12 protein-coding genes are annotated in these 12,402 nt (G+C 62.0%); 2 read left to right on the top strand and 10 right to left on the bottom strand.

Going from position 1 to position 12,402, the window contains the following annotated elements; genetic code table 11:
• Positions 1 to 3: 3 nt before the first annotated feature.
• The 7 genes from R4P70_RS01755 to R4P70_RS01785 form a co-directional block, all read right to left on the bottom strand.
• The gene (locus R4P70_RS01755; protein WP_317830293.1) at positions 4 to 1,425 is read right to left on the bottom strand and encodes a DUF2252 domain-containing protein; all 1,422 of its coding nucleotides are present in this window, start codon (positions 1,423 to 1,425) and stop codon (positions 4 to 6) included.
• An 80-nt stretch (positions 1,426 to 1,505) separates the two neighbouring features.
• Entirely contained in the window at positions 1,506 to 1,829 is a 324-nt protein-coding gene (locus tag R4P70_RS01760) for a DUF6292 family protein (RefSeq protein ID WP_317830294.1), read from the bottom strand.
• Positions 1,830 to 1,898: 69 nt separating this feature from the next.
• Positions 1,899 to 3,179, bottom strand: a complete 1,281-nt coding sequence (locus R4P70_RS01765) for an NAD(P)/FAD-dependent oxidoreductase (protein WP_283307919.1) — start codon at positions 3,177 to 3,179, stop codon at positions 1,899 to 1,901.
• Positions 3,180 to 3,225: 46 nt separating this feature from the next.
• Positions 3,226 to 3,708 (bottom strand): hotdog domain-containing protein, encoded by a 483-nt coding sequence (locus R4P70_RS01770; protein ID WP_166655080.1) that lies wholly within the window; start codon positions 3,706 to 3,708, stop codon positions 3,226 to 3,228.
• Positions 3,709 to 3,833: 125 nt separating this feature from the next.
• A complete protein-coding gene (locus R4P70_RS01775; RefSeq protein ID WP_317830295.1) occupies positions 3,834 to 4,637 on the bottom strand; it encodes a class I SAM-dependent methyltransferase in 804 nt (267 codons plus the stop codon).
• Positions 4,634 to 5,290, bottom strand: a complete 657-nt coding sequence (locus tag R4P70_RS01780; RefSeq protein ID WP_317830296.1) for a FadR/GntR family transcriptional regulator — start codon at positions 5,288 to 5,290, stop codon at positions 4,634 to 4,636. The genes R4P70_RS01775 and R4P70_RS01780 overlap by 4 nt, the downstream gene beginning before the upstream one ends.
• 79 nt (positions 5,291 to 5,369) lie before the next feature.
• Positions 5,370 to 6,272: an Lrp/AsnC family transcriptional regulator gene (locus tag R4P70_RS01785; protein ID WP_020971171.1), complete on the bottom strand. Its 903-nt coding sequence runs from the start codon at positions 6,270 to 6,272 to the stop codon at positions 5,370 to 5,372.
• Positions 6,273 to 6,496: 224 nt separating this feature from the next.
• Here R4P70_RS01785 and R4P70_RS01790 point away from each other — a divergent pair, with 224 nt between their 5' ends.
• Both R4P70_RS01790 and R4P70_RS01795 read left to right on the top strand, forming a co-directional pair.
• The gene (locus R4P70_RS01790) at positions 6,497 to 8,212 is read left to right on the top strand and encodes an amidohydrolase (RefSeq protein WP_317830297.1); all 1,716 of its coding nucleotides are present in this window, start codon (positions 6,497 to 6,499) and stop codon (positions 8,210 to 8,212) included.
• Positions 8,212 to 9,546 (top strand): MFS transporter, encoded by a 1,335-nt coding sequence (locus tag R4P70_RS01795; RefSeq protein ID WP_020909524.1) that lies wholly within the window; start codon positions 8,212 to 8,214, stop codon positions 9,544 to 9,546. Before R4P70_RS01790 ends, R4P70_RS01795 begins: the two co-directional genes overlap by 1 nt.
• A 136-nt stretch (positions 9,547 to 9,682) precedes the next feature.
• On the opposite strand, the gene R4P70_RS01800 is transcribed toward R4P70_RS01795, so the two are convergent.
• From R4P70_RS01800 to R4P70_RS01810, 3 genes are all read right to left on the bottom strand, one after another.
• A complete protein-coding gene (locus R4P70_RS01800; RefSeq protein WP_047888277.1) occupies positions 9,683 to 10,048 on the bottom strand; it encodes an ANTAR domain-containing protein in 366 nt (121 codons plus the stop codon).
• Positions 10,049 to 10,384: 336 nt separating this feature from the next.
• Positions 10,385 to 11,251: an alpha/beta hydrolase family protein gene (locus R4P70_RS01805; protein WP_080910325.1), complete on the bottom strand. Its 867-nt coding sequence runs from the start codon at positions 11,249 to 11,251 to the stop codon at positions 10,385 to 10,387.
• Positions 11,252 to 11,341: 90 nt separating this feature from the next.
• Complete coding sequence (locus R4P70_RS01810; protein ID WP_070385036.1) at positions 11,342 to 12,388, bottom strand: LacI family DNA-binding transcriptional regulator; 1,047 nt, start codon at positions 12,386 to 12,388, stop codon at positions 11,342 to 11,344.
• Positions 12,389 to 12,402: the final 14 nt, after the last annotated feature.

A 12,402-nucleotide genomic window follows, 5' to 3' on the forward strand; every position in this document is an offset into this window, starting at 1 on the left:
GGATCAGATTCCCGGCTCCGCGGCGATCGTACCGGCCGATACCGCCCGGCACAGAGCGTCGTGGTCACGTTCGGTTTGATCGGCGTAGAGCCGTGCAAACCGGGTGAGGGCGGTGTCGACCGTGTCCGAGGTTCCCAGGTAACCGGAAATCAGTGACGCGCCACTGGTTCGTGCGTGACCCTTGGCCAGTAGGCGACCGCAGATCGCGACATAATCGGTCAAGGCTGCTGCATCGATATTGTTCAGGTCCACAGAACCTTTCATGTTCCGGAACTGACGGACGTAGTACTGGCGGTCGTCCACGGTGCACCACCCGAGCAGTGGATCACTGACTGTCTGGAGAGCCTGCTGGTATTCCGCGACGCGTCGTCCTTGATGGTCGTGCCAGGCCGAGTCACCGTGCACGAAGGGTGCAACGACGGATCGGCGAGCCTGCTTGAGCTGCAAGAAGATGACGTCGTCCGGGATGCTCCCTTCACACAGGGCGACATACGCACGCAGAGCGACGCTTCCGACTCCGACAACCCGGTGCGCAACGTCGATGACGTTGTATCCCGAGACGACTCGGCGCCAGTGTGGTGCAAGGGTTTCGAGATACTCGTCCAGACCCTCCAGGAGGAAGTCGGTGTCCTGCGGCGTGAGTCGTGTTGTGAGCGGCGGGTTCTCGACCAACTGGCGCCGTCCGTGATCCTCGACGGTGAACCGGGGTACCGCGTGATCGCTCGTACGCCGTCGTGCGCGCTCCGCGGCGCGGCGGATCTCGGCCAGCAACCCGGGATCAGTGACGTGGTCGGTGAGTCCGTCGAGATCGACCCGGTCGAAGGAGCGATCGAACAGTGGACGCTCGGAAAGCTTTGCCAAGTGGAGGCGATATGCGGATACACACGAGGTTGTTGCTGCTTCGCATTGAGCTTCGGTGAGACCGTTCTGCCGCCCGGCCACCCAGATGCTCGCAGCCAACCTTCTCAGGTCCCATTCCCAGGGACCCGGATGTGCTTCGTCGAAATCATTGAGGTCTATGACAAGTTCGCGTTCCGGGGACCCGTAGAACCCGAAGTTTCCGACGTGCGCATCCCCGCAGATGACGGGAGTGATGCCGGTGGACGGGAGCTGCGCCATGTCCTCTGCCATCAAGCCGGCGGTACCGCGCAGGAAACCGTACGGTGAAGCGACCATGCGTCCCACACGAATCGGAACCAACCAGTCGAGTCTTCCCTCGTGTGCCGTGTTGACCTGATCGACCGGATCGCGTCGGTTGGGCGGGGGCGTCCAGTCACCGAGCGACGATCGTGCTACTCGCTTGCGCAGGCCCTTCCCGATTTTGCGACGCTCACTGCGGGGCGTCTGACGCGCCCGCAAAGTCGCCCTGCCGTCCGGTTCGTTCTCGAGAGCCAGCTGACCGGCAGGACTGTTCACCGGGTCCATGTCGGGCTCTCTTTCGTCGGGCGTGCGAAACTCGCGCTCGATCCTATGCCCGCTGGATTGCGCGCCGCGCGACGAGTTCCTTAATTACCCGCCTGGGCAATCAACTCGACAGCGCGGTCGGCGCACAGTTCCGGGTCCGGCATTCTCCCGATACCGAGGCATTCGACAACGGCGAACGACGTATCCGGTGTCGTTTCCACGCCGAGCGCCCACCCGAAGTAGTGATTCCAGGCGAGTACAGCTCGGTGGCCACTGTGCTGCGGAATCTCGCTGCCCAGAACGAGTACTGCGTCGAACGCGGGGCCGTCGCACCAGATGACCGATTCGGCGAAGGTGGAGCTGGCGACGGCGACTACGTACCTGTGACAAGTCGATTCACTCGGAATGGCGATGTGTGCACGCATGGTCGCTCCTCCGGCTCGGTTGCGATCGGAGGGTTCCCCGTTGCCGGCGCCGAAAAAACGCTTGGCAGATTACGTCCCGGCCACAGATCTACGACGCAGACGGTGTCTGAGATGTTTTTGTGCTGCCCGCGCGACCGAGCGAGTCGAGAGATACTGCTCGGCGGGTATCAACCGGGAACCGAACAAGTAGAACCTTTGGGCTTCGTCGTGGTCATGGGTGGCCGCGGAGATGAGCAGACGTTCGATCGCGGTGAACTTTCGCCCTCCGGCGTAACCGCTCATGTAATCGATGTGTTTCGTCATACTCGCTCTGGCACTGCGGTATTCGGTCAAGGCAGCATTCACGTTCCGATGCGAGTCGAGTGTGTGTGACGTCGTCTCCGTCAGCATTTGGGCGGTCGCGTCGACCAGCATCTGAGCGGTCTCCAGTGCCCACGAGCATCCGATGCCCCATAACGGGTCGTTGGTTGCCGCGGCGTCGCCGATGAGTGCGAACCCGTTACCTACCGGGTCGGTGAGGGTTGTGGAGAAGTGTTTGGTACCAACGATCTTCCCGAAGATGTGCTCTCGGCGAACTGGCGGAGCGCCGGGTAATGCGTTGGCGTACGCGAGGAAAGCAGTAGACAGGTCGTCAGTGAACGGGCCGAGCTTGTCGAGGGCAGGGAAGACGACCAGCACGCTGATTCCGCCGTCGTTGGGGAGCAGATAGGCGACGTCGGGATCCATGAACCACGACAATGAAGATTCTCCGTCGGGTCGTTCGAGTCCGTAGAGTTGAGCGAAGTAGCTGAAGCGCCCGTTGGACGCACTCACCGAGTCGCAACGCGCGGATCGTGCGACGGTCGAATCCTTGCCGTCTGCTCCGACGGTCAATCGTGCTTCGACAGTGAAGGCCGAACCCTGTTCGGTGCCGTAGACGCCTGCAGTAGTGCCGTTCTTGGTCAGTAGTCCGGAAACACGATGTCCGAGAAGAAGGTCGACGTTCTGGTAGTCGTTCGCGAGTTGGCGCAGGAGGGGGTCGAGAGTTTCCCTTCGGACGTTGAATCCAGGCGGCGGTGAGTTCTCTGCAGCATCAGGGGTGATCATTCCCCACGGGGTCCAGAATTTCGGAACGGTTTCCACCATTCCCAGGGCGAGCAGTTTTTCCGTGGCGCCGAGTCGTTGCAAGATCGGGGCACCGCAGGGTTGTAGGTGGTGAGTGCACAGGACTTTGTGCGCCCGGATGTCGGAGCGAGCGTCGAGAAGCGCTATCCGCAGACCCTGCTGGGCGTACATGATTGCGGCCGCGCATCCCGCGATGCTCGCGCCGACAATCACAACGTCATAGTTTTCCCGTGCCTTCGAAGTCACTCGATCAGTTTAATGCATAAGGTTATAACTTAAATTTTTACTGGATTTAGTCATCGTGTTCGGGCGTTAAGTCCCGAACTGCAGCCCGGATGGACTGTTCACGAAGCTCGTTCTCTCTGCGCAGTTCACGACGCCGACGACCGGCCTCGAATCGCTGCCTCGCGATTGTTCCGGTCGGCCGGAGTTGGGCTACCTCGGCCGGTTTTCCGTCGCTGCCCATTGCGACCATCGTGAAGTAGCAACTATTGGTGTGTCGAGATTTTCCGAGAAGAATGTCTTCGGTTTCGACGCGTATTCCGATTTCCATCGAGGTGCGCCCGGTGTAATTGACGGAAGCGCTGAACGTGACGAGTTCTCCGACATGCACCGGTTCGCGGAACACCACACGATCCACCGACAGGGTCACGACGTACGTCTGGGCGTATCGACTCGCGCACGCATAGGCGACCTGGTCGAGAAACTTCAGAATCGTTCCGCCGTGAACGTTGCCCGAAAAATTGGACATGTCCGGCGTCATGAGGACGGTCATGGACAACGTTTGTTTCGATGCTTGCTGCGATGCTTGCTTCAATTCGGGCAGGGAGTTCGATTCGGACATCGAGCGGGCCTCTTCGGGTCGGTGGACGGTGAAGAGACCGTATCCGGCAAAGAGGGTTACCCGCGCGTTCGGAAGAACGCGGTGTCAGAGTTCGGGACAGTGCCAACGTGGAGGATGTATTCGCTGGTGGCGACGGGGCCGGCCGCGCTCGACCTGAGATAGGGCTCGAGCGTCGAGCGGAGGTGCGCTGACATCGAAGCCCAATTCCCGGTGCTTCGAACGGCCTCGCGAAAGTTCTTCAACGCCGGTGCCTGGTCGCACAGTTCCTCGACGGGATCCGATCCGGCTGGTAGTTGCCACTCGAGCAGGTGGGAGGCCGAGCTCACCGACTCCAATCCAGCTGCTGCCTTCTCGAATTCGCTCGAGCTCGACCATGTCGTCGGTAGTGGTGTGATGCCATTCCACGCCGAGGCGGCCTCTCTGCGGAGTGCTGCTGCCCACCCGTTCTCCGACCACGTCGCGACGCAGATCTTTCCGCCTGGCCGGGTCACCCGCATCATCTCTGCGAGGGCAATCGAGGGGTCGGGGCAGAAGATGATCCCGAAGATGCTGACGCAGGCGTCGGCACTCGAATTCGGCCAGGGTAAAGACTGCGCATCGCCGATCGTGAAGGTGGGTTGGGTAGTGCCGGGGTGGGGAATCCAGCGTTCGCGTGCGACCTCGAGCTGGCTGGCGGAGAGGTCGAGTGCGTGGACCGTCATGCCTGACTGAGCCGCCGGGAGCGCAAAGTTCCCGGTTCCGGCGCAGACGTCGTACACCGTGCTCACATGCCCGATCGAGCGCAGTGCCTCCGTCGATGCCGGTGAGAGTTGCTCGGCAAGAGGCGAATACGTCGTACCATTCCAGTTTCCCTGATTCACGCCAAGCTCCTTTCGACTGCGTCGATGACCGTGTCGAGCGCTGCGCCCGCTGCGCGCGCTGCTTCGTCGGGGTTGCGTTCCTCGATGGCTGCGATCAAGGGTCGGTGCTCGTCGACGTGGAAACCTGGACCGACACTGACGGCGGACAGCGAATCCGTCACGGCGGCAAGGACTCCCCGGTAGACGTCGATCAGTGCGGAATTGTGGGACGCCTCGACGATCGAAAGGTGCAGGGCCATGCCGGCTTCGGCAGTGAAGCCGCCGACGTGACCGGGGTGGGCATTCCAGGCTGCATGTATCCGCGCGAGATCTTCGGGGGTGTGGCGCTGCGCTGCAAGTCGCGCGGCTTCGACCTCGAGTCCGCGTCGCAGGCTCAGTACGTCGAGAACGTCACCTCTGGCGAGCCTGCGCCCGAGTAGTCCTTCGACCGGCGACGCCGCCATGACGTACACGCCGCCACCGTGACGAACGGACAGAACTCCGGCGTGTGCAAGCGCCCGTACCGCTTCGCGCATGGTGTTTCGGGCGACTCCCAATTCCTCGACCAGTGCGGTCTCCGGCGGGAGTTTTGATCCGACGGACCATCGGCCGATCGATATCGCCTCCTCGATCGCCGCAGCGACGATGTCTACCTTGCGTCCGGAGTCGGACATGTGTGCCACCTCGGGTAAGTGAGTCAATGACTTTGTCCGAGGTTAGCGTGCTCTCACGAGTGGGTCAATGACTTGGGAATTATCCGCGTACGTCCAGGCTGCGGGCGTAGTGCTCCTTGAAAACCTCGAGATGCGCCCACGATTCCAAGCCGCTGACACCGTCGATGCCCCGGATTCGCTCGGACAGGGCATGGAGGTCGTTGGACGAGTTGGCGGCGACCGTCGCGATCACGTCGTACCGTCCCAGGGTCCGCGCGAGGAATTCGATTCCGGGCAGGGACTCGATCTCCGATACCGCGTTGTCGTCCCGTGAGCCCAGATTGACGCCGATGCCCATCGCCAGCGTCCGGCCACCACCTCGCCGCTTGACGACAGCGCCGACGCGCAGTGCCGTGCTCGCGATCAGGTGATTGACGCGATTGCGCACAGCGCTCGGCGACAGGCCGGTGTGTTCGGCCAGCTCGAGAAATGGCATGCGCCCGTTGCGTTCGAGCAGTTCGATCAAGGTGACGTCCGTCGAATCGAGTCGGATGTCGGCTTGTAAAGCGGTTTCGGGCATGAAAATTCCCTTGATGACGTCGACGTAGACCAGCGTGCTCACGGATCTGACGCCACGCTGTGAGCGGAGTTCGGCGATGGCGCGGTACAGATCGTCGTGGCTGGGCACCCGAAGTTCCGCGATCACGTTGTACTGCCCGCTGACTGCCGAGATGTAGACCGCAGCCTCGGATTCGATCAACGCGTCCAGTACCGGGGTCATCGGTCCGGACACGGCGATCGACACGTGTGCGAGTGCCTTCAGGCCGAGAAGTTCGGGGTGTGCGACGGCAACCACGGACACCGTTCCCGAGTCGAGTAGTGCCTGCACCCTGGTGGACACTGCCGCGCGTGGGGCATCGACCGCCACGGACAGTTCGCGGTACGTCGCTCGCCCATTGCGTTGAAGAGCAGCTATGAGCTTGGAATCGAGATCGACCGTCATGGATGCCCCAACTTTTCCAGAGATTTTTCTGTATGAGCTTCCTATTAGAACAGTCGCATGTGGGCATAGATGATGTGGATAAGTGCAGAAATGCTCGAAAACTCGTACAAAAAAGTTGTGTACCACCTGGTCTGAAACTTTGATGCATTGCATAGCTCCAGGTCAGGGCGTAGTTTTCGCTCAACACGCAGTGACCTGCACCACCATCTCGACGAAGGACCACCATGCGCAAGTTGCACACGCACGAAGCCTCGCCGCTCGACGCCACCGCCACGATCTTCACCGGCGCCAAGATCCACACCGTTGACCACAGCACGGCGGGAGCCGAAGCGTTCCTGGTGTTCGGAAACCGCTTTGCCGCGGTGGGGACACTCGAGGAATGCCGCACGGAGGCGCGACGCCTGAGCACTCGCACGACCGCGGTGGTCGAACTCGACGGCGCCACCGTCGTCCCCGGATTCGTCGATCCGCACGCACACCCGTTGATGTACGGACAGATGCTCAGCTGGGTGGACTGCGGGCCGGAGAAGGCCCACTCGATTCCCGGAATCATTGCCCTGCTTCAGGAAGCGGCACTCACAGCTCCTGCAGGTGTCCCGATTCGCGGATACGGCTATGAGCACCGCAACCTGATCGAAGGGCGTCATCCGCTCAAGGCAGAGCTCGATCAGGTGGCCACCGATCGCGAGGTCTACCTCATGAACGCGAGCGGTCACGGCGGCGTCGTCAACTCCTTCACTTTCGACAAGCACGGCATCGATGCGAGCACTGAGAACCCGGCCGGTGGCGAGTTCTTCCGAGACGCAGACGGCGAGTTGACGGGCGAGCTGTCCGACGCCGCGTGCAACATCCTCACCGGTGTCAACGGTGTGAAGGTCGGCCATCACGGACCCAACTTCCATCTCGAGGACGAGCCGGAAGAGCACCTTCGCCAGCTGTCGGTCGCTCAGGACAAGTTCCTGGCCGGCGGCGTCACCACCATCGGCGACTGCCAGGTGACGCGTCGTGAATTCGACATGTACCTGCGACTGGCCGAGCAGGATCAGCTCAAGACGCGCGTCAGCATGTACATGCTCAGCCATCTCCTCGATCACGTCATCGACACGGGAATGCATGGCGCTTTCGGCAATTCGCGGCTCGCGTTCGGCGGCATCAAGTTCTACGCCGACGGCACTCTCGGCGGCTGGACCGCATACTTCCCCGACGGCTACGTGGGCGACCCGTGCCGCACCGGGCAGCTCTACCATGAGCCGGCGGACTACTCGGAGCTCATTGCCAAGGCACACTCCGTGGGTCTGCAGACCGCCACGCACGCACAGTCGCCGACCGCCATCGACATGGTGCTCGACGCCATCGAAGCAGCGCAGAAGGCTCACCCCGACGCCGACGCGCGTCACCGCATCGAGCACTGCGGACTCCCGACGGCCGAGCAGATCGCCCGGATGAACCTGGCCGGTGTCTACCCGGTGAACCAGCCGCAGCACTACTACAACTGGGGTGAGGGCGTCACCGCGGCGATCGGCACTCCGGGCGAGCGGTTCAACCCGCTCGGGGAGTTCATCGCTGCCGAGGTTCCCGTGACCATCAGCTCCGACGCCCCGGTCGCAGAGCCCAAGCCGCTCGAGGCCATTCAGGCGGCCGTCACTCGTGTGACGCGTCAGGGCCATCAGCTCGGCTCCGATGCACTCCGCATCTCCGCCGACCAGGCACTGCAGGCTCACACGCTCAACGGCGCGCGTGCGCTGGGTCGTGAAGCGGAACTTGGCAGCATCTCGGTCGGCAAGCGGGCCGACTTCGTGATTCTGGGCGCGGATCTCCTCGAGGTTCCGGCCGACGCGATTGCGCAGATCGAGGTCCGGGAGACCTGGATCGACGGCGAACTCGCACATTCAGGTTATAACCACCTATTGTCGAGCACTTCGACCACCGAGGAAAAGTAATGAACCGAGAGCAACAGATCGTGAAGGCCCGCAAGGCGGGATTTGCAGCCTTCGTCGGTACAACCATCGAGTGGTACGACTTCTACGTCTATGCCACGGCAGCCGCCCTGGTGTTCGGTGACATCTTCTTCCCGCCCGGAACCGATCGCCTGACCGGCGTTGCGGCGGCGTTCGCGACGTATGCCGTCGGGTTTTTCGCCCGCCCCCTTGGTGGAATCGTGTTCGGCCATGTCGGTGACAAGATGGGCCGACGCACCGCCCTTGTTGTGACCCTGACGCTGATGGGTGCAGGAACATTCCTCATCGGCATGTTGCCCACGTACGCGTCGATCGGGTTCTGGGCGCCGCTGCTGCTGGTCGTGCTCCGCTTCGTCCAGGGCTTCGCCGTTGGCGGCGAATGGGGTGGCGCAGTCCTGATGGCCGTCGAGCATGCTCCCGAGGACAAGAAGACCTTCTACGGCGGATTCGCTCAGCTGGGCAACCCGGCCGGCGCCCTTCTTGCCACCGGTTTCTTCAGCATTCTCTCCACCTTCGGCGACGACGCTCTGCGCGAGTGGGCTTGGCGTCTGCCGTTCCTCTGCTCGGCACTGCTGATTCTGGTCGGCTTGGTCGTTCGCCTGAAGGTCGAGGAGTCCCCGGTCTTCGAGTCCGAGGTGAAGTCCGCGGACGTTCCGGAGATGCTGCCGCTCAAGTACGCGCTGGTGACCAACTGGCGTCCGATCATCCTCGGTATCGGCATTCTGCCGGTCGCAGTCGGCGGCTACTACCTCGTGACGACCTTCATCACGGCATACGCAACCGACCCCGACGTCGGCTTGTCGGAGACGCTGATTCTCAACGCGCTCAGTGTCGCTGCAGTGGTCGAGTTGATCGCGACCCTGGGAGTTGCGTGGCTCGGCGACAAGGTGGGGCGCGTCCGCGTGGTCATCTGGGGTCTTGCTGCGGTCGCAATACTCGCAGCGCCGCAGTTCCTGGTGCTGAAGTCCGGATCCGTGTTCCTGATCTTCCTGACGTTTGCGGTCATGCGACTGGTGCTTGCTGCCACGTATGGTCCGATCGCCGCCGTTCTCTCGCAGATGTTCAAGCCGCAGGCTCGTTACACAAGTATCTCGTTGGCGTACCAGGGTGCCGGCGCGATCTTCGGCGGATTGTCTCCGCTGGTCTCGACGCTGATGTACAAGGCAACCGGCAGCATCTGGCCGGTCATCGCACTGCTGATCGGCATGTGCATCCTGAGCATCGTCTGCCTGCTCTTCGCTCCGCAGCACGTGGACGAGGCGACCGACACCGACGGTGTGCGGCAGGACCTCAACAAGGAATCGGCCTCCGCCTGACTGCCGAGAATCGGCTTCCGCCTGACTGCCGAGAATCGGCTTCCGCCTGACAACTGAAAACACGAAGCTGGGGCAGTACACGATTTCCGTGTACTGCCCCAGCTGTCGTTTCAGGTCAGTTGTCGTTCAGCGACTGTTACGCGCCGACGAGATGGCGGTGAAAGTGATCGCTGCGTCGGTGGGCCTGGCTGAGATTCCTGATCTCGCGAAGCCAGAAGTGAGACGCCAGCGCGTTGTTGTTGCCGTAGCCGGTGCCGGAGGTGTCCTCGTCGATCAAGGCGACAAGCGCCTTGATCAGGCTGGTGACCTTGAGGTTGTTGGTCTGAGAATGTCGTACCAGCAGGTCGGCGGCTTCGTCGGTGCTGCAGCGGTAGAGCGTGCAGACAATTTCGAGAGCCCGTTCGCGGAGACGGCCCGAATTGGTCGGGATCCGTAGTCCGTTTGTCGGGACACTGTTCGTCTGGTTGTTCGTGTCGTCGGGGTGAATCATGGTGTTGTACAAGGTATTCCTTTGAACCACATGGGTTTTGGGCCCGTGCGGTGTGTAGCGCATGTTGATACTGGTGCAGTCGGTACGCGATTGGCGGCGGACTCTGTCGGAGCCTTCGGCCTGGTCAACAATCTGCGGGACTGATGAAAGTGCGTAGTGATCAAAGGCGCGGATTTGCACCGAACTGGAAGTCTGCCCCTGGAACGAATATTGGAACTGTCGTTCCGGGCGAAGCGACCGGCTGCCTGACTGACGGCTGCCCTCTGATAACCCCACCGTACGTCATGGAGTTGGTTTCAGCTAATCCTTTTGCGGGCGATCATGCTCACAGTAGGCGGTTTCACCTGCTCAAGGAGTGTTTACGTGATCGATTATTGCTTGCTTGGTGATAGCCCAGGCGTTGGTTGTCGGGTTTCCGAAGTCGCCGTGGCCGACGCCGGGAAGTTCGATCAGATCGACCACGTCGCCTGCTGCTCGTGCGGCACGGGCATAGCGCCGGCTCTGTTCGACCGACACGACCTTGTCGCCGAGTCCGTGGATCGCCGTGACGGGGAGCCCGGTGGGGAGATGTTCGATCGGTGACGCGATGCGGTAACGGTCAGGGTGATCGACCGGCATGCCGCCCAGAAGATTTCGAACAAATCGATCTTTGCCCGCGGTTGCGGCGAGTGTCATGTCGAAGACGCCGGCCATGATCGTCGCCGAACGAATCGGCACGGTGAGGTCAGGCGCGGGAGCATCCGTGTCCTGTTGTGGTCGCGACGCGACCCACGCGGCCAGTTGTCCGCCCGCGGAGTATCCGGCGATGTGCACGCGACCCAAATCCAGTCGCCCGGAGGCCTTTTCCTGAACGATGCCGGCAAGCGCGTTGGTCGCCGCAACGGTATCGGAGAGAGTAGTCGGCCAACCGCCCTGCCCACCTATACGTCTGTATTCGATGTTCCAGACCGCAATTCCGTAGGGGGTCAGCGTTTTTGCCCACGCACCCGCGTACTCCAGATTGCTCTTCTGCGCCCAGCCGCCGCCGTGGATCAATACGACGACTGGCAGGTCGCCGTCCGATCCGGGTGGAAGATACAGATCGCCGAAAGTATCTGCGGCAGCGGCGTAAGCGATGCGTACCGCAGGGACATCGCGGTCGAGACCGGTGGCGCTGGCGACCGAGATCACGAGCGTGAAGATGCAGACGAGCGCTACGGCGAGGTACCTGGCCAAGCGGTCGCGGGAGCGGTGCGCGATGGCTTGATTCCTCTCGGTCTGCGACGGACGATTGTCAGGAAATCAGTCTATCGGTGCCGAGTGAATTCATGGGGTGAGCGAATTTGCGGTGCTTGCTCGTATTCGTAGTTCGCTACGGGTGTGGGTCGGCGCAGAGGGTTCGTCACCGTCGATCAGGGCGAGCAGTGCATCCACCGCCAAAGCTGCTTGTTCTTCGGGGAAGAAGTCGACGGCGGTGATCGGGGGATCGGAGATCAGTAGAGCGGGCTCGTCACTGTCCTGGGCGATCAAGATACTTCCGGGAATTGACAGGCCGAGATCGAGCGCCGCTCGTGCAGCGGCGGGGGCGCAACCGAGGATGACCGAGAGGATCGCGTCAGGGGGATTCTCGGATGTCAGTGCTTTGTGAGTCGCCCCGTATGCCGCGGAGACGAGTTGTTCGACGGAATTGACGCCCTCGAACGACGCCAGGTCGTCCGTGGCTCGGGGCGACACGCCGTGGATGCGGCACCATTCGAGGTAAGCGATGGTCGTTGCGCGAGTCCATGCCGAATCCATTCCGGGATTGAGGACAAGGATATCCGTTGCGCCCTGTTCGGTGAGGTGGTTCAAGAGCGTTTCGGTCGTGGCGAAGAGATCCGGCGAAATACTCCATCCGAATTGCTCAGGGTTGCCGGGACCCACTACGACAGAAGGTATTCCGAGTTTCTTCAAGATGTCGACGCGAGGGTCGTGCATCATCGGGTCGACGACGATCACACCGTCCATCTCGATGCGACGCAGTCCGTTCGGGTCCTTCATCGACGGCAACAGCAGGAGTGAGTGATCGGCGTGGAACGCTGCCTGTGTGGCGGCGGTCGCCACACGGCCGTACCAGTCGAAGTTGAGGTACTCGGCCGAGGAAGGCTCGTCCGGAGCCGGGAGCATCAACCCGAGGGTGGCGGTTCGACCCGAGCGAAGGTTTTGTGCCGACCGATTGGCTCGGTAACCCAAGCGATCCGCAACCTCTTGAACACGCGCCCGGGTGGCAGAGTCGACTCTGCCCTTGCCGTTGAGTGCGTAGGAAACTGTGGACACGGCGACGCCGGCGGCTGTCGCGACATCGCGAAGCGTCGGGACGTTCGGCGTGATCATCGGGGTCGCGTCCT

The sequence above is a fragment of the Rhodococcus sp. IEGM 1241 genome (assembly GCF_033142365.1).
In the GTDB taxonomy this organism is placed as follows: domain Bacteria; phylum Actinomycetota; class Actinomycetes; order Mycobacteriales; family Mycobacteriaceae; genus Rhodococcus_F; species Rhodococcus_F erythropolis.

What these genes read in the sequence shown, in the direction of transcription:
- R4P70_RS01780 (WP_317830296.1), bottom strand. Translation starts at nt 5,290, where the DNA reads ATGTCCGACTCCGGACGCAAGGTAGACATCGTCGCTGCGGCGATCGAG.
- R4P70_RS01785 (WP_020971171.1), bottom strand. Translation starts at nt 6,272, where the DNA reads ATGACGGTCGATCTCGATTCCAAGCTCATAGCTGCTCTTCAACGCAAT.
- R4P70_RS01790 (WP_317830297.1), top strand. Translation starts at nt 6,497, where the DNA reads ATGCGCAAGTTGCACACGCACGAAGCCTCGCCGCTCGACGCCACCGCC.
- R4P70_RS01770 (WP_166655080.1), bottom strand. Translation starts at nt 3,708, where the DNA reads ATGACCGTCCTCATGACGCCGGACATGTCCAATTTTTCGGGCAACGTT.
- R4P70_RS01760 (WP_317830294.1), bottom strand. Translation starts at nt 1,829, where the DNA reads ATGCGTGCACACATCGCCATTCCGAGTGAATCGACTTGTCACAGGTAC.
- R4P70_RS01810 (WP_070385036.1), bottom strand. Translation starts at nt 12,388, where the DNA reads ATGATCACGCCGAACGTCCCGACGCTTCGCGATGTCGCGACAGCCGCC.
- R4P70_RS01755 (WP_317830293.1), bottom strand. Translation starts at nt 1,425, where the DNA reads ATGGACCCGGTGAACAGTCCTGCCGGTCAGCTGGCTCTCGAGAACGAA.
- R4P70_RS01795 (WP_020909524.1), top strand. Translation starts at nt 8,212, where the DNA reads ATGAACCGAGAGCAACAGATCGTGAAGGCCCGCAAGGCGGGATTTGCA.